This is a genomic window from Variovorax paradoxus, assembly GCF_024734665.1.
GTDB lineage: Bacteria > Pseudomonadota > Gammaproteobacteria > Burkholderiales > Burkholderiaceae_C > Variovorax.
Genome location: NZ_CP102931.1, coordinates 4815922 through 4832582, shown reverse-complemented (window position 1 = coordinate 4832582; position 16661 = coordinate 4815922). Strand labels below are relative to the sequence as shown.

General features: G+C 67.2%; 16 protein-coding genes. 15 read left to right on the top strand and 1 reads right to left on the bottom strand.

The window, feature by feature from the left end:
• Nucleotide 1: 1 nt before the first annotated feature.
• The 8 genes from NWF24_RS22860 to NWF24_RS22825 all read left to right on the top strand — a co-directional run bounded on the left by NWF24_RS22860 (nucleotide 2) and on the right by NWF24_RS22825 (nucleotide 7670).
• Nucleotides 2-862 carry a branched-chain amino acid ABC transporter permease gene (locus tag NWF24_RS22860; RefSeq protein WP_258350542.1) on the top strand — a complete coding sequence of 287 codons (861 nt, stop codon included), beginning with the start codon at nucleotides 2-4 and terminating at the stop codon, nucleotides 860-862.
• Nucleotides 863-870: 8 nt separating this feature from the next.
• Nucleotides 871-1830: a branched-chain amino acid ABC transporter permease gene (locus NWF24_RS22855; RefSeq protein ID WP_093076048.1), complete on the top strand. Its 960-nt coding sequence runs from the start codon at nucleotides 871-873 to the stop codon at nucleotides 1828-1830.
• Nucleotides 1827-2594 carry an ABC transporter ATP-binding protein gene (locus NWF24_RS22850; protein ID WP_258350541.1) on the top strand — a complete coding sequence of 256 codons (768 nt, stop codon included), beginning with the start codon at nucleotides 1827-1829 and terminating at the stop codon, nucleotides 2592-2594. Before NWF24_RS22855 ends, NWF24_RS22850 begins: the two co-directional genes overlap by 4 nt.
• Nucleotides 2591-3307: an ABC transporter ATP-binding protein gene (locus tag NWF24_RS22845; protein ID WP_258350540.1), complete on the top strand. Its 717-nt coding sequence runs from the start codon at nucleotides 2591-2593 to the stop codon at nucleotides 3305-3307. Before NWF24_RS22850 ends, NWF24_RS22845 begins: the two co-directional genes overlap by 4 nt.
• A 34-nt stretch (nucleotides 3308-3341) precedes the next feature.
• Nucleotides 3342-4595 (top strand): Zn-dependent hydrolase, encoded by a 1254-nt coding sequence (locus tag NWF24_RS22840; RefSeq protein ID WP_258350539.1) that lies wholly within the window; start codon nucleotides 3342-3344, stop codon nucleotides 4593-4595.
• Nucleotides 4592-5710 (top strand): ABC transporter substrate-binding protein, encoded by a 1119-nt coding sequence (locus tag NWF24_RS22835; protein WP_258350538.1) that lies wholly within the window; start codon nucleotides 4592-4594, stop codon nucleotides 5708-5710. The genes NWF24_RS22840 and NWF24_RS22835 overlap by 4 nt, the downstream gene beginning before the upstream one ends.
• Complete coding sequence (locus NWF24_RS22830) at nucleotides 5707-7200, top strand: M81 family metallopeptidase (RefSeq protein WP_258350537.1); 1494 nt, start codon at nucleotides 5707-5709, stop codon at nucleotides 7198-7200. Before NWF24_RS22835 ends, NWF24_RS22830 begins: the two co-directional genes overlap by 4 nt.
• Nucleotides 7201-7292: 92 nt before the next feature.
• Complete coding sequence (locus tag NWF24_RS22825; protein ID WP_258350536.1) at nucleotides 7293-7670, top strand: nuclear transport factor 2 family protein; 378 nt, start codon at nucleotides 7293-7295, stop codon at nucleotides 7668-7670.
• A gap of 28 nt (nucleotides 7671-7698) precedes the next feature.
• Here NWF24_RS22825 and NWF24_RS22820 read toward each other — a convergent pair whose 3' ends face one another.
• Nucleotides 7699-8844: a helix-turn-helix domain-containing protein gene (locus NWF24_RS22820; RefSeq protein ID WP_258350535.1), complete on the bottom strand. Its 1146-nt coding sequence runs from the start codon at nucleotides 8842-8844 to the stop codon at nucleotides 7699-7701.
• Between the two features lie 178 nt (nucleotides 8845-9022).
• On the opposite strand from NWF24_RS22820, the gene NWF24_RS22815 reads away from it, so the two are divergent.
• The 7 genes from NWF24_RS22815 (at nucleotide 9023) to NWF24_RS22785 (ending at nucleotide 16660) form a co-directional block, all read left to right on the top strand.
• Entirely contained in the window at nucleotides 9023-9520 is a 498-nt protein-coding gene (locus tag NWF24_RS22815) for a (2Fe-2S)-binding protein (protein ID WP_093050034.1), read from the top strand.
• A gap of 13 nt (nucleotides 9521-9533) precedes the next feature.
• Nucleotides 9534-11918, top strand: a complete 2385-nt coding sequence (locus NWF24_RS22810) for a xanthine dehydrogenase family protein molybdopterin-binding subunit (protein WP_258350533.1) — start codon at nucleotides 9534-9536, stop codon at nucleotides 11916-11918.
• A gap of 20 nt (nucleotides 11919-11938) precedes the next feature.
• Nucleotides 11939-12730, top strand: a complete 792-nt coding sequence (locus NWF24_RS22805) for an FAD binding domain-containing protein (protein WP_258350532.1) — start codon at nucleotides 11939-11941, stop codon at nucleotides 12728-12730.
• A 67-nt stretch (nucleotides 12731-12797) separates the two neighbouring features.
• Entirely contained in the window at nucleotides 12798-13688 is an 891-nt protein-coding gene (locus NWF24_RS22800) for an AAA family ATPase (protein ID WP_258350531.1), read from the top strand.
• The gene (locus tag NWF24_RS22795) at nucleotides 13685-14905 is read left to right on the top strand and encodes a vWA domain-containing protein (RefSeq protein WP_258350530.1); all 1221 of its coding nucleotides are present in this window, start codon (nucleotides 13685-13687) and stop codon (nucleotides 14903-14905) included. Before NWF24_RS22800 ends, NWF24_RS22795 begins: the two co-directional genes overlap by 4 nt.
• 34 nt (nucleotides 14906-14939) lie before the next feature.
• A complete protein-coding gene (locus NWF24_RS22790; RefSeq protein WP_258350529.1) occupies nucleotides 14940-15623 on the top strand; it encodes a CoxG family protein in 684 nt (227 codons plus the stop codon).
• A gap of 14 nt (nucleotides 15624-15637) precedes the next feature.
• Nucleotides 15638-16660 carry an XdhC family protein gene (locus NWF24_RS22785; RefSeq protein WP_258350528.1) on the top strand — a complete coding sequence of 341 codons (1023 nt, stop codon included), beginning with the start codon at nucleotides 15638-15640 and terminating at the stop codon, nucleotides 16658-16660.
• The last annotated feature ends 1 nt before the right edge of the window (nucleotide 16661 follow it).

Here is a 16661-nt window from a genome sequence, read left to right as displayed (position 1 = left end):
CATGTCCGTCTACCTGCTCCAGACCATCAACGGAATCGGCATTGGCATGCTGTATTTCCTGCTGGCCGTTGGCTTGTCCATCGTGTTCGGCCTGCTGCGCTTCGTGAATTTCGCGCACGGGGCTTTCTATCTGCTGGGTGCTTACCTGTGCTACCAGGCCATGCAGTGGGGCCTGAACTTCTGGGCCGCGCTGCTCGTTGTGCCGCTCGCTGTCGGCGCGCTGGGCTGGCTGGCCGAGAAGCTGCTGCTGCGCCGCGTGTATGCCAAGGCGCACGAGTTCCACATCCTCGTGACGGTGGGCCTCGCGCTCGCGGTGCAGGAAATCGTGATCGTGTTCTGGGGCCCGCTGGGCAACAGCGTGGCCACGCCCGACTTGCTGCAGGGCGTGGTCATGTGGGGTGCCTTCGTCTATCCCAAGTACCGACTGTTCGTGATCGGCTTCACCGCCGTGCTCGCGGTGCTGCTGTGGTGGGTGCTCGAAGGCACGCGCCTGGGCAGCGCGGTGCGCGCGGGCAGCGAATCGACCGAGATGGTGTCGCTGCTCGGCATCAACGTGTTCCGCGTGTTCAGCCTGGTGTTCGCGCTGGGCGCGGCCACTGCCGCGCTGGCTGGCGTGCTCGCCGCGCCTATTCGCGGCGCAGAGCCCTTCATGGGCGTCGAGGCGCTGAGCGTGGCCTTCGTGGTGGTGGTGATCGGCGGGCTCGGCAGCTTCGGCGGCGCGCTCGTGGGCGGGCTGGTGATCGGCATCGTGCAAAGCCTCATGAGCACCATCTGGCCGCCGGGGGCGAGTTTGATGATCTACATCGCGATGGCGGCCGTGCTGCTGCTGCGCCCGCATGGCCTGCTCGGCCGCAAAGGATGAACAACGCCATGCCGAGAAAAATCACATTCCTCCTGGCGTTGATCGCCGCGCTGGGCCTGCCGCTGGTGCTGAGCTCGGGCTCGCTCGCGAGCGAGGTGCTCATCTACGCGCTGGCCGCGCTGGGCTGCAACCTGCTGCTGGGCTACACGGGGCTGCTGTCCTTCGGGCAGGGCATCTTCTTCGGGCTGGGCAGCTACACCATCGCAATTTTGCTCACGCGCCTGCACCTGCCCATGCCTCTCGCATTGCTCGCGGCCATGGCCATGGGTGCGATCGGTGCGGCAGTGGTCGGCTGGGTTGCCATCCGCCAGCGCGGCACCTACTTCGTGATGCTCACGCTGGCCTTCGCGCAGATGTTCTATTTCATCGCTTACACCGCCACCGACCTCACGGGCGGCGACAACGGCCTGCTCGACGTGCCGCGCCCCGGCTTCATGGACACGCCGTGGAAGTACTACGCCTTCGTCGCGGTGATCTTCCTGATCGCCTTCGGCCTGTTGCTGCGCGTGACCGATTCGATCTTCGGCCGCACGCTGCTCGCCATTCGCGACAACGAGGACCGGGCCGCCGCCGTGGGCTATGACCTCAAGCGCTTCAAGCTGCTGGCCTTCATGATCTCGGGAGCCGTCACCGGCCTGGCGGGCGGGCTGCACGCCATGATGACCGGCATTGCGCCGCTGTCGAACGCCGAGTACCACACGAGCGAGATGATCCTGGTCATCACCGTGATCGGCGGCACCGGCAACCTGTTTGCCTCGGTGCTGGGTTCGGCCTTCTATGTGCTGCTGGCCGACTGGCTCTCCACACTGTGGCCGCGCTGGCTGCTGCTGCTGGGCCTGCTGCTGATCGGCGTGAGCATCGGCATGCAGCGCGGGCTCTGGGGGCTGGGCGAGGGCATCTGGAAACGCATCTTCCGGCGGACGCCACCGGCTCCAAACGCCCCTGCCGCGCAAGGAGAAAAGGCATGAGCGACGTTCTCATCGAAGCCATTGGCGTCACCAAACACTATGGCAAGTTCGCCGCGCTCGGCGGGGTGGACCTGAAGATCAGGCGCAACACCGTGCATTCGGTGATCGGCCCCAACGGTGCGGGCAAGACCACGCTGTTCCACATGCTCACGGGCACTGGCACGACCACTGGCGGACGCATCCTGTTCGATGGCCACGACGTCACGCGCGAGCCCGACTACCGGCGCGTGCAACGCGGCATGGCGCGTTCGTTCCAGGTCACGGCGCTGTTCCTGAGCCTGTCGGTGCGCGAGAACCTGCGCGTGGCGGCGCAGGGCGTTTCGCCGCGCCAGGCCATGAACTGCTGGCGCGCGCCAGTCGGCGAACTGGCCTGCACGCAGACGGTGGACGAGGTGCTGCAGCGCGTAGGGCTCGAGCGGTTGGCGAACACACCGGCCAGCGAGCTTTCGCACGGCCAGCAGCGCCGCCTCGAAGTGGGCATGGCGCTGGCCGCCAAGCCGAAAGCCATCTTCCTCGACGAGCCGACCTCGGGCATGGGTATCGACGACCTCGACGACATGAAGCAGCTCATTCGCAGCCTGCGCGACCGGCACACCGTGGTGCTGATCGAGCACAACATGAACATCGTGATGGACATCTCCGACACCGTGACCGTGATGCAGCTGGGCTGCGTGCTCGCCGAGGGGCTGCCGGGCGACATCCGCGCCGATGCGCGGGTGCGCACGGCCTACCTGGGCAACATGATCACCGGAGGCAAGGCATGAGCGGCGGGAAGAACATCCTCGAAGTCGAAAAGCTCCATGCGCACTACGGCAAGAGCCACGTGCTGCAGGGCATCTCGATGACCGTGGGCGAGGCAGAGCTCGTCACGCTGCTGGGGCGCAACGGCGCGGGCAAGTCGACCACGCTCAAGAGCATTGCCGGGGCGGTCACGCCCACGAGCGGGCGCGTGCGCTTCCAGGGCGCCGACATCGCGGGCATGCCGCCGCACCGTATCGCCACGCGCGGCGTGTGCCTGGTGCCCGAGCACCGCGGCGTCTTCAAGCTGCTGACGGTGGAAGAAAACCTGCTGCTCGGCCTGCGGCGCGAATCGCCCTGGCAACTGGCCGATATCTACCGCATCTTTCCGCGCCTCAAGGAGCGGCGGCGCAATGGCGGCGGGCAGCTCTCGGGCGGCGAGCAGCAGATGCTGGCCATCGGCCGCGCGCTCATGAACCACCCGCGCCTGCTGATCCTCGACGAGCCGGTCGAGGGCCTGGCGCCGGTGATCGTCGAGGAGATCGTCGCGCAGCTCAAAACCATCAAGGCGGCCGGCGTGGCCATCCTGCTGGTCGAGCAGAACCTCGAAGTCTGCGTGCAGCTGGCCGACCGCCACTACATCGTGGAGCAGGGCGTGATCGTGCACGAGGCCGGCAACGAAGCCTTCATGGCCGACCATGAAGTGAAAGACCGCTATCTGGGCGTGGGCCTTGCTTGAGGCTTCCCGCAACACTCATCTTTATCGCAAAGCCATGAACTCACACACTGAACTCCGCATCGACGGCCAGCGGCTCTGGAACTCGCTGATGGAACTGGCGCAACTCGGCGCCACCGAGAAAGGCGGCGTCTGCCGCATCGCGCTGACCGACCTCGACCGCCAGGGCCGAGACCTGTTCGTGCGCTGGGTGCGCGAGGCGGGCTGCGAAGTCCGCGTGGACGCCATCGGCAACATCTTCGCGCGCCGCGCCGGCCGCAACAACGCGCTGCCGCCCGTCACCACCGGCAGCCACATCGACACGCAACCCACGGGCGGCAAGTTCGACGGCAACTACGGCGTGCTCGCGGGGCTGGAGGTGATCCGAAGCCTGAACGACGCGAAGATCGAAACCGAGGCGCCGCTCGAAGTGGCGGTATGGACCAACGAAGAGGGCTCGCGCTTCGTGCCCGTGATGATGGGCTCCGGCGTGTTCGCCGGTGCATTCACGCTCGAGCATGCACTGGTGCAGTGCGACAACGACGGCGTCAGCGTGTCCGATGCGCTGGCTTCCATCGGCTACGCGGGCAGCACGCCCGCGTCGGCAACAACATCGCCGGTGGGTGCGTACTTTGAGGCGCACATCGAGCAGGGCCCGGTGCTTGAAGCCAACGAGCGCGTGATCGGCGTGGTCGAGGGCGCTCTCGGCCAGCGCTGGTACGACGTGGTGGTGCAGGGCATGGAAGCCCATGCCGGCCCCACGCCGATGGAGCTGCGCAAAGACGCGCTGCTGGCCGCTTCCGAACTCGTGATCGAGGTCAACCGCATTGCGCTCGCCCACGCGCCGCATGGGCGCGGCACGGTCGGCTGGATCGACAACTACCCGAACTCGCGCAACGTGATCCCGGGCCGCGTGAAGCTCAGCGTCGACCTGCGCGCGGCCGACGACGTGGTGCTGCTGGCCATGGACGCCGAACTGAAAGAAGCCGTGCAGCGCATCGCGACGAAGGGCAAGGTCGAGATGTCGGCGGAGCAGGTCGTGTATTTCCAGCCGCAGCCCTTCACACCAAAGCTGGTGTCGGCCGTGCGCGAAGCCGCGCAGGCGCAGGGCATGACCTGGATGAACGTGATCAGCGGGGCAGGCCACGACGCGGTGTACCTCGCACGCGTGTGCCCCACGGCCATGATCTTCGTGCCCTGCCTCGACGGCATCAGCCACAACGAGATAGAGGACGCGCAGCCCGACCACCTCGAAGCCGGCTGCAATGTGCTGCTGCAGGCCATGCTGCAAAGCGCGGGAGTCGTGTCGTGAAGGCGTGGCGCTGCGCCCTGATGGCGCTGACCCTGGCGTGGGCCGCCGTGTCCGCAAGCGCTTCCGAACCCATCCTGGTGGGCCAGTCCGCGGTGCTGACGGGGCCGCTGGCGCCCAACAGCCTCGCGTTCATGGAAGGCCAGACACTGCTGTTCGACCAGCTGAACAAGGCCGGTGGCATCGGCGGGCGGCCCGTCAAGATGATCACGTACGACGATGTCTATGCGGCCGACAAGGCCGCGGCCAACGCCGAGAAGCTGCTGGCCACCGACCGCGTGGTCTGCCTCTTCGGAACCATGGGCACCGGCATTGGCGCGGCCATGGCGCCTGTGGCAGCGAAGTACGACAGCTTCATCTTCGGCGGGTTGACCGGTGCCGCGGTGCTGCGCGGGCCGAAGGTGCCGATCTATCACGTGCGCGAGTCGTACGCCGACGAAGTGCGGCGCGTGATGACCCACCTGGCGACGGTGGGCCTGACGCGCATCGCCATCGTCTCGAGCGACGACGCCTACGGCAAAGGCATCGAGAAGGACGCAATAGACGCGCTCCAGAAGAACGGGCTGTCCCAGGTGCTGGCACTGCGCTTCGATCCGCAGGAAAAGGAACCGACGCGCGCCGCGCAGCAGATCATTGCCAGCGGCGCGCAGGCCGTGTACGTCATTGCGGCCGGCATGCCGGCGATCAACATGATCCGGGCGCTGGTTGCCGCGCCGATTCATCCGCAGATCTACACGAACTCGGTGGCCAGTTCTTTCCTGCTCTACAAGGAGCTCGGCGAGAAGAGCCGCGGCATCGTGCTGTCGCAGGTGATGCCGCCGTTCTGGAAGACCCGCTTCCCGATCGTCGACGAGTACCAGCGCGCGCGCAAGAATGCGGGCAGCGAGGGCGAGGGCTCCTACCTGGGCCTGGAGGGCTACATCACGGCCAAGGCGTTTGCGGAAGCGCTGCAGCGCGTGAAGGGGCCGATCACCACCGAATCGCTCAGGCGAACCATCGAGACTTCACCGCCCATGAACCTGGGCGGCTACATGCTCACGTTCAAGACCGACAACCGCAACGGCTCGAGTTTCGGCGACATCACGATGCTGGCAACCGGTGGGAAGTTTGCTCAATGAAAGTCTTGATAGCGCGCCTCAACCACGAGACCAACACCTTCTCGCCCGTGCCCACGCCGCTCGCGGCCTTCGGCCCCGACGGACCGACCTTCGGCGAGCAGGCTTACCGCGACAACAAGGGCATGCGCACCGCGATGTCGGCCTTCATCGACCTGGCCGAAGCGGCCGGTGCTGAACTCGTCACGCCGGTGTCGGCTTCGGCCAACCCGAGCGGGCCGGTCGATGCGCAGGCCTACACCCTGCTGACGCAACGCATCGTCGATGCGGCTGCGGGCTGCGACGCCATCCTGCTCGACCTGCACGGCGCGATGGTGGCGCAGAACAGCGCCGACGGCGAAGGAGACCTGCTGGTGCGCCTGCGCGCGGCGGCGCCGGGCGTGCCCATCGGCGTGGCGCTCGACCTGCATGCCAATGTCACGCCCGAGATGGTCGGCAACGCCGACGTCATCGTCGGCTTCAAGACCTATCCGCACATCGACATGTACGAAACTGGCGAGCACGCCGGCCGACTGATGTTCGACCTGCTGGCCGGGCGCAGCAAGCCGGCGATGCGCTGGCACCGGCTGCCGCTGATGGCGCACACGCTGCGCAGCGCGTCGTTCACCGGCGCGATGCAGCGCGCCATCGAGGCGGCGCGCGAGGCCGAGAAGTCGGAGTCGCTCGCGGTGTCGATCCTGGCGGGCTTCTCGCTGTCGGACATCGAGTCGCCGTGCATGAGCGTGATCGTCGTCGACGCGCAATCACCCGAGCGCGCGCAGGCCACGGCCGACCGCATTGCTGCGCAGATGTGGAGCGAGCGCGAGGCCTTCATCTACCGCAGCGAACCGCTGGCGCAATCGATTGCGCGCGCCAGGCTGATTGCCGAGGGCGCGACGCGCCCGGTGCTGCTGCTCGACCATGGCGACAACTGCATGTCCGGCGGCAGCTGCGACACCATGGATGTGCTGCAGGAGGCGCTGGCGCAAGGGCTGCACGGCATCGGCGTAGGGCCGCTGTGCGATCCCGAGGCGGTGGCGCAGCTGGTCGAGGCGGGCGAGGGCGCGCAGGTGACGGTGGCGCTCGGCAACAAGGTGTCGCTCGAAGGCATCGGCCTCTCGAAGACGCCGGTGCGCCTGACGGGCACCGTGCGAGCCATCAGCAATGGCGAGTACGTGATCACCGGCCCCACCTACACCGGCCAGCGCAGCAGCATGGGGCGCACGGTGCTGTTCGATATCGGCACGGCGCGCATTGTCGTGACCGAGCGCACGCAGGAGCCGTGGGACATCGGCGTCTTCGAATGCGCGGGGCTCGATCCGCGCACCGAGCGCTTTCTGCTGCTCAAGTCGCGCATGTATTGCCGGCCGGTGTTCGAGCCGCTGTCGGCCGCGCTGGTGGAGTGCGACAGCCCGGGCGTCACGAGTTCGGACTACAGCCTGTTCCCCTTCAGCAAGGTGCGCCGGCCTGTGTTTCCGCTGGATGCGAACGCCTCGATGGACGCTGCGGCATGACCTGACAGGTCATCGACGCGAATCGCGTGCGACGCGACCATTCCTTCACCCCGCGATGTTGCGGGTCGAAACCCTCGAAAGGAATCGTCATCATGAACACCGCCGCACACGATGCCACCGCGATCGCCCAACGCTACATCGCCGTCTGGAACGAAACCGACGCCGCGCGCCGCGCCGCTTTGATCGAAGCAGGGTGGACCGCCAACGCCCGCTACGTGGACCCGATGGCGCAGGCCAGCGGGCACGAGCAGATCAGTGCGCTGGTTGGCGTGGTGCACCAGCGTTATCCGGGCTTTCGCTTCAACTTGCTGGGCAAGGCCGATGCGCACGGCGACCACCTGCGCTTCTCGTGGACGCTGGGGCCGAGCGGAGCGGAAGACCTGATCCAGGGCACCGACTTCGTCCAACTCGACGCTGGCAAGCTCCGTTCGGTGACGGGCTTCCTGGACAAGGTGCCGGTCGGCGCCTGAGTCTGAACGAAAGCTGAACGGCTGGCGCTCAATCCGGCGCGCTGGCAGGCCGTCCACGCCACAGCTTGCGGTAGACGGTCGCCCGGCTGATGCCCAAGGCCCGTGCTGCTTCCGCGACATTGCCGCGCGCATCGGCCACTGCCTTGCGGATCAGCGCGGTTTCCACATCGCGCAGCCGCGGGCGGGTGTCGGACACGGGCCCGCCCGCAGTGGCGCCAGTGCCACTGCGCTGGGGCCGCACCTGCACCCGCAGACCCGACCAGAGCGGCACTTCGAGTACAGCATCGCTGCGCCGGGCCGCGTCGAACATCATGTGCAGCGGCAGCGCGAACAGGTCATTGAAGTGCAAGGCGTGCTCGCTGCGCGGCAGCGGCTGGTGCAGCATCTGCCGGGCTGCTGCATTGGCGCCAGTCACGTTGCCACCGGCGTCGATGCACAGCAGCCCCTCGGTGGCTTCGCTGTTCGTGTTGCCGGGCCATGCCAGGTGCAGCAGCAGCTCGCAGGGCTCGCGCATCACCAGCATGTTCTCGATGCTGCGCGCGGACAGGGTGGCCAGGTGGCGCAGCTCGGGCCGCTCGACCACCTGCACGCCGGTCAGGTCGAGCATGCCGATGCAGTCGCCACGGGGGCCGAAGAGCGGGGCACCGGCGCAGCTGTAGACGCTGGTGTCGTCGAAGAAATGCTCGCCGCGGTGCAGCCACACCGATTCCTGCTCGGCCAGTGCGGTGCCAATGGCGCTGGTGCCGATGGCGCGCTCTGACAGGTCGACGCCGACGCGCCCGATGTCGCGCGCGTAGCGGCTCGCGGCGTCGGCACCGTCGGGCAGGTTGCCCACGTCGATGACGATACCGTCGGCATCGGTCAGCACGGCGAAATAGCGGGTGTCGGCAATGGCGCGCGAGAGCCGCTCTATTACCGGGCGGGCCGCCGAGATCAGCGCCCGGTTGCGCTCGGCGACGTCGCAGCTGGCCGAGCGGCTCACCGGATCGAAGCTGACTCGCTGCTGCGGCCGGCGGCCGGCCTCGATGCAGCGCTGCCATGAACGGGTGATCCACGAATCGACGCAGGCCGCGCCGCGCGCCCGGGCGGCCGACTCGCCCTCGATCACTTCACGGCGGGCTTGGGCAATGGCCAGGGAACGCTCAGGCGGTGGCGAAACGATAGAGACGGGCATCGTGGTTTTTCGCGCGTGTGGGGAGGCTTTTCCTGGCTCGCCGGACGGCAAGCTGTTTCATTTTGAGAATTTCGCGCGGTCTGTGCAAGTGTCAAGGGTTTTGCCTAGGATAGTGCGAAAGGTCGGCATCCAAGATGCTTTTGCTGAAACAGCCATCACCTTTAACGGAGACAGCCAAATGCAGGTCGCTTTCAAGGTCAACGGCCGTCAGGTCACGGTCGACGCTCCTCCCAACACCTTCCTCGTCTACGCCATCCGGGAGCACCTCCATCTCACCGGTACCCACGTCGGCTGCGACACAGCCCAGTGCGGTGCCTGCACTGTCCACGTGAACGGCCGGGCCGTCAAATCATGCAATGTGCTGGTCGCCCAGGCTGCCGGCGCGGACATCACCACCATCGAGGGCATTGCCGAGGCTGACGGCACCATGCACCCCATGCAGGCGGCCTTCAAGGAATGCCACGGCCTGCAGTGCGGTTTCTGCACCCCGGGCATGGTCATGAGCGCCATCGACCTGTGCACCCACCACCCCAAGTCGAGCGAGTCGGAAATCCGCGAACTGCTCGACGGCAACCTGTGCCGCTGCACGGGCTACCAGAACATCGTGAAGGCAGTGAAGATGGGCGGCGAGGCAATGGCCTCTGGCACTCCCGTCAAGACAACCGTAACGGCATGAAGGGAGCGACATCATGGGTGCTTCCGACTTCTCCAACCTGCCGCACATCGGCGAGGCTCTGCGGCGCAAGGAAGACTACCGCTTCCTGACCGGCGCCGGCAACTACACCGACGACATCACGCTGGCCAACCAGAGCCATGCGGTCTTCGTGCGCTCGCCGCACGCCCATGCCGCCATCAAGTCGATCGACATTGCCGAGGCAATGAAGATGCCCGGTGTGATCGGTATCTTCAGCGGCAAGGACATCGAAGGAAAGATGGGCGGGCTGCCCTGCGGCTGGCTCATCAACAACCCCGACGGCACCCCGATGAAGGAGCCGATGCACCCGATCCTCGCGATCAAGAAGGTGCGCTACGTGGGCGACCATGTCGCGATGGTCGTGGCCGAGACGGTCGAGCAGGCCAAGAACGCCGCTGAAGCGGTGGTGGTCGACTACGACGTGCTGCCCGCGCTCGTGAGCGTGGCCGATGCGGCGAAGAAGGCCGGCGGCGCGGTGCTGCACGACGAGGCGCCCGACAACCAGTGCTACAAGTGGGCGCTGGGCGACAAGGCGGCGGTCGATGCGGTGTTTGCCAATGCCGCGCACGTTACCAAGCTCGACCTGGTCAACAACCGGTTGATTCCCAATCCGATCGAGCCGCGCGTGGCCATCGGCAGCTACAGCCGGGGCACCGACGACTACACGCTCTACGTGTCCAACCAGAACCCGCACGTCGAGCGCCTGCTGATGACGGCCTTCGTGCTGGGCCTGCCGGAGCACAAGGTGCGCGTGATAGCGCCCGATGTGGGCGGCGGCTTCGGCTCCAAGATCTTCCTGTATGCAGAAGATGTGTGTCTGACCTGGGCTGCCAAGCAGCTCAACCGCAACATCAAGTGGACGGCCGAGCGCTCGGAGTGCTTCCTGTCTGACGCGCACGGCCGCGACCATGTGAGCCACGCCGAAATGGCGATGGACAAAGACGGCAAGTTCCTCGCGCTGCGCGTGCATACAGACGCCAACCTCGGCGCTTACCTGTCGACCTTCTCGACCGCAGTGCCGACCATCCTTTACGCCACGCTGCTGGCGGGCCAGTACACCACGCCGCAGATCTACGTCGAGGTCGATGCCTGGTTCACCAACACCGCACCGGTCGATGCCTATCGCGGGGCGGGGCGGCCCGAGGCCACCTATCTGCTGGAGCGGCTGGTGTCGCGCTGCGCCTGGGAAATGAAGCTGGGGCAGGACGAGATCCGCAAGCGCAACTTCATCAGCACCTTCCCGTACCAGACGCCGGTGGCGCTGCAGTACGACACGGGCGACTTCCACGCCTGCATGGACAAGGCCCGCGTGCTGGCCGAAGTCGATGGCTTCGCGGCGCGCAAGTCGGCTACCGAGGCCAAGGGCAAGCTGCGCGGCATCGGCTACTCGAGCTACATCGAGGCTTGCGGCATTGCGCCGTCGAACATCGCCGGGGCGCTCGGCGCGCGGGCGGGTTTGTTCGAATGCGGCGAGATCCGCGTGCACCCGACCGGCAGCGTGACGGTGTTCACCGGCTCGCACAGCCATGGCCAGGGCCATGAAACGACCTTCGCACAGGTGGTAGCGGCGAGGCTGGGCATTCCGGTCGAGAACGTCGACGTGGTGCACGGAGACACCGGTCGCGTGCCCTTCGGCATGGGCACTTACGGTTCGCGCTCCATCTCGGTGGGCGGCGCGGCCATCATGAAGGCGCTCGACAAGATCGAGACCAAGGCCAAGAAGATCGCCGCGCACCTGATGGAGGCCAGCGACGCCGACATCGAGTTCGCCAACGGCGAGTTCACGGTCAAGGGCACCGACAAGAAGATCCCCTTCGGCCAGGTGGCGCTCACGGCCTACGTGCCGCACAACTACCCGCTCGACAAGCTGGAGCCGGGCCTGAACGAAACCGCCTTCTACGACCCGACCAACTTCACCTTTCCGGGCGGCACCTACATCTGCGAAGTCGAAGTCGACAAGCAAACCGGCGAAGTCAAGGTCGACCGTTTCACCGCGGTGGACGACTTCGGCACCATCATCAACCCGATGATCGTCGAGGGCCAGGTGCACGGCGGGCTGGTGCAGGGCATCGGCCAGGCGCTGCTCGAAAACTGCGTCTACGACAACGAGACCGGCCAGCTGCTCACAGGCAGCTTCATGGACTACGCCATGCCACGAGCAGGCGACTTTCCGCAATTCAAGCTCGACACCGTGTGCACCCCGTGCACACACAACCCGCTAGGCACCAAGGGCTGCGGCGAAGCGGGGGCCATCGGCTCGCCGCCGGCCGTGATCAATGCGGTGCTCGACGCGCTGGCGCCGCTGGGCGTCAAGGATTTCGACATGCCTGCCTCTCCCAGCCGCGTCTGGGAAGCGATGCAGGCCGCGGCCCAACACTAAAACAAAGAAGGAATCACACCATGTATGCCTTCACACTCGAACGGCCCACCACCGTGGCCGATGCGGCCAAACTCGTTGCCGCCGGCGCCAAGCCGCTGGCGGGCGGCCAGACCCTGCTGGCTTCGATGAAGCTGCGGCTCTCGGCCCCCGAACAGCTGGTGGACCTCAGCGGCATCAAGGAACTCACCGGCATCACGAAGAACGGCAACGCCATCACCATCGGCGCCATGTCGCGTCACCTCGACGTGGCGAACAATGTCGACGTGAAGGCCTCCTATCCGGCGCTGGCCGACCTGGCCTCGCGCATCGGTGACCGGCAGGTACGCGCGATGGGCACCATCGGCGGCTCGGTGGCCAACAACGACCCAGCGGCGTGCTATCCCAGCGCGGTGCTCGCCTCGGGCGCGACCGTGATCACGTCGAAGCGCGAGATTGCCGCCGACGATTTCTTCCTGGGCCTGTTCACCACGGCGCTGGAAGAGGACGAGCTGATCACCGCGATCCGCTTTCCCATTCCGAAGCGCGCCGTTTATGAAAAGCTGCGCCAGAAGGCGTCGAACTTTCCGCTGGTCGGCGTGTTCCTTGCGCAATACGACAGCGGCGTGCGCGTGGCGATCACCGGCGCGGGCAACGGCGTGTTCCGTCATGCCGGGCTGGAAGATGCGTTGAACAAGAGCTTCACCGCGGCCGCCGCCGCAGCGGTGAAGATCGACGCGAGCGATCTCAACAGCGACCTGCATGCCTCGGCCGCGTACCGCGCGAACCTGATCAGCGTGCTGACGCAACGCGCGGTGACCAAGGCCCTGGGCTGAGCAGGCTGGCACTGCCAACCACGGCCAGGAAGGCGCGACACTCTCGCGTCTTCCGCTACGCTTCGCCATGATCTTTCCGACCATCGATTCCCTCTCCGAAGCTTTGGTGCAGGCCGGCTACTTCGCCGACCGGCGACTGGCCACGGCCGTGTTTCTCGCGCTCAAGCTGCAGCGCCCGCTGCTGCTCGAAGGCGAGCCCGGCGTCGGCAAGACCGAGCTGGCGAAGGCGCTGTCGACCGCGCTGAGCCGCGAGCTGCTGCGGCTGCAGTGCTACGACGGTCTGGAGCAGCGCGAGGCGCTCTACGAATGGAACTACGCGGCGCAGCTGCTGCACATGCGCGCGGCCGAGGCCACGGGCGCGGCGCGCGACGTGGAAGCCGAGGTCTACCAGCCGCACTACCTGATCCGCCGCCCGCTGCTGCAGGCGCTGCAGACGCCGCTGCCCGGCGCCGTGCTGTTGATCGACGAGGTGGACCGCGCCGACGAGCCCTTCGAGGCCTTCCTGCTCGAATACCTGGGCGAGTACCAGGTGAGCATTCCCGAACTGGGCACGGTGCGCGCCGTGGTGCCGCCCGTGACCATTCTCACGAGCAACCGCACGCGTGAGCTCAACGATGCGGTCAAGCGCCGCTGCCTCTATCACTGGCTCGACTACCCCGAGCGCGAGCGTGAACTGGCCATCGTGCGCGCCCAGGTGCCGCAGGCTGGCGAGAAGCTGTCGGCGCAGGTGTCGGCTTTCGTCGCGCGGCTGCGCGAGGCGCCTTTCGTCAACGCCTTCCAGCGCGCACCCGGTATCGCCGAGAGCGTCGAATGGGCGAGGGCGCTGATTGCGCTCGACACCGTCGAGCTCGACCCCGAGGTGGTGGTCGACACCGCCGGCATCCTGTTCAAGCAGCGCGACGACGTGGCCGCGCTGACGCGGGAGCTGGCGTTGGACCTGCTCAAGCCCGAGGCATGACCACCGGCGGCATTCAGCAACTCGGCGACGTCCGCAGCGGCAAGCTCGCCGGCAACATCACCGCCTTCGGCCGTGCGCTGCGCCGTGCTGGCGTGCGCACCGATGCCATGCGCATTGCACTGGCTGCCGAAGCGGCCACGCTGGTGGGCGTGGAAGACAGGCTCGACCTCAGCGCCGCGATGGAAGCCGTGATGGTGAGCCGCGAGCAGGACCGCATGGTGTTCCGCGAACTCTTCGACGCCTGGTTTCGCGACCCGGAACTGGCCAACAAGCTGCTCGCACAGATGCTGCCCAGTGCCGAAGGCAAGGCTGAGCCCTCGAAGCGCCGGCCGCGCGTGCGCGAGGCGCTCACCGCGCCGCGCAACCCCGCCAAGCCGGCCGAGCTGGCCAAGCCCGACCGCGAAGTCGAGTTCGACGCTGCCATGACGTCGAGCGACCGCCAGCGCCTGCAGCATGCGGACTTCAACGCGCTCGGCGCTTCTGAGTACCGCCTGGTCGAACGGCTCGCACGCGACATCAGGCTGCCGATTCCCGAGCTGCCGTCGCGCCGTCTGCGCGTGGCCGGCGATGCGGGCCGGCAGCATGCGCGCATGCATTGGCCGGGCGTGTTGCACGAGGCGGCGCGCACGGGCGGCGAGATCCTGCGTCTACCCAGGCTGACGCGGCGCGAGCAGCCCTTGCCGCTGCTGGTGCTTGTCGATGTATCGGGCTCGATGGAGCGCTATGCGCGCTTGCTGCTGGCTTTCCTGCACGCGGCCACTCGCCGCGCGGGCCGGCGCGACGTGTTCGCCTTCGGCACCCGCCTGACAGACCTGACCCCCGCCTTCCGGCTCGCCGACACCGACGCCATGCTCGGCGCTGCCAGCCTGGCCATCGACGACTTCGCGGGCGGCACTCGGCTCGGCAGCTCCCTGACCGAGTTGCGCCGCGCCCACACCCGCCGCCTGACCGGTCGCCGAACGCTGGTGCTGGTGATCAGCGATGGCCTGGACACCGGCGAGCCGGCGCTGCTGGAGCAAGAACTGCTCTGGCTCAAGCGCCATTCGCGCCGCCTGCTGTGGCTCAACCCCTTGCTGCGCTTCGAGGGCTACGCCCCTCTGGCGCGTGGGGCCAGCGTGCTGCACCGGCAAGCAGACGCGATGCTGGCGGTTCACAATCTCAGCGCACTCGAACAGCTCGCCGCGAGCCTGGCCGCGCTGATGCGGTCCGGCCGCTAGCGTCGCCCGGGACGGAAGACAAAGGAAACCCACCATGGAAATGCTCGGAAACCGCCGCCTCGGCATCACCCAACAACAGGCCTGGGAAGCGCTCAACGACCCCGAGACGCTGAAGAAATGCATTCCCGGCTGCGACAAGTTCGAGCTCACGGGCGATAACCAGTACAGCGTCGCGCTCGCGTTGAAGATCGGCCCGGTGTCGGCCAAGTTCAACGGCAAGGTGCAGCTGTCGGACATCGTGGCGCCCGATGGCTACAAGCTGAGCTTCGAAGGGCAGGGCGGCGTGGCGGGATTCGCCAAGGGCTCGTCGAGCGTCACGCTCAAGCCGGTGGCAGTGGACGAAGCCGCGGTTGTTGCGGCTGCGCCGGTGGACGCCGCCGTTGCGCACGAGGCGGAGGCCGCGTCGCCACCACCCGCCGCGGCAGGCTGCGAGCTCGACTACACCGTGCAGGCGCAGGTGGGCGGCAAGATCGCCCAGCTCGGCCAGCGCCTGATCGACGGCGCTGCCAAGTCCACGGCCGACGATTTCTTCAAGCGTTTCGAGGCCGAGATGCAGAGCCGCTACGGCCCGCCACCCGCGCCGGTCGTGGAAGCTGCCGAGGCGCCGGCCGAGAAGACCGGCGTGATGTCCGGCTTCATGAAGAAGATCGGCCTTGGCAAGAAGGATGACGACAACAACAAGGACGCGCCCGCCGCACCGGGCGACGCCAGCAGCTAGGAGCCAGCCGCGCCATGGAAAACTTGGACGTCATGGTGCTGCGCACGCTGCGCGACTGGCGGCGTGCCGGCAAGCGCGCGCTGCTGACGACCGTTGTGCGCACTTGGGGCTCGTCGCCCCGGCCCGTGGGTTCGATCATGGCGCTGGCCGAAGACGGCGCGGTGGTCGGTTCGGTCTCGGGCGGCTGCATCGAGGACGACCTGATCGCGCGCTACAGCCACGCGCATGGCAAGGGCGAAGACGTGCCACTGGGCGCGCCGCCCGCGCTCGTGAAGTACGGCATTACCGCCGACGAGGCGCATCGCTTCGGACTGCCCTGCGGCGGCACGCTGGAGCTGCTGCTCGAATACGCGCCCGATGCCGATTCGCTCGACCTGCTGGTCGCGCAGCTGGAACAAGGCAAGCTCATGCAGCGCACGGTGACGCTCGCCACCGGCGCGGTGCGGCTCGCCGAAGCGAAAGCCCCCGACGAGCTCAGCGTGAACGAGGTCGAGCTCACCAACACCTTCGGCCCCGAGTACCGCATGCTGCTGATCGGCGCCGGCCAGCTGGCCGAGTACCTCGCGACGATGGCCAAGTTCAGCGGCTTTGCCGTGACGTTGTGTGATCCGCGCGCCGAATACCGCACCGCGTGGTCGCTGCCCGGCGTGCACATCACGACCGAGATGCCCGACGACGCGGTGCTGGCCTTCAAGCCCGATCGCCGCAGCTGCGTGGTGGCGCTCACGCACGACCCCAAGCTGGACGACCTCGCGCTGCTCGAAGCGCTGCAGAGCGAAGCCTTCTACGTCGGCGCCATCGGCTCGCGCCGCAATGCCGACGCGCGGCGCGACCGCATGATCGAGCACTTCGACCAGACCGAAGAATCTCTCGCGCGGCTGCGTGGGCCTATCGGCATCTACATCGGTAGCAAGACGCCGCCGGAGATCGCGGTGAGCGTGATGGCCGAGATACTGGCTGTGAAGAATGCGGTGACGTTGCCGCGTGAGGTCGAGGTGGCGCGGGCCAAGGAGATGCAGCAGCTGCTGCCGAGCTGAT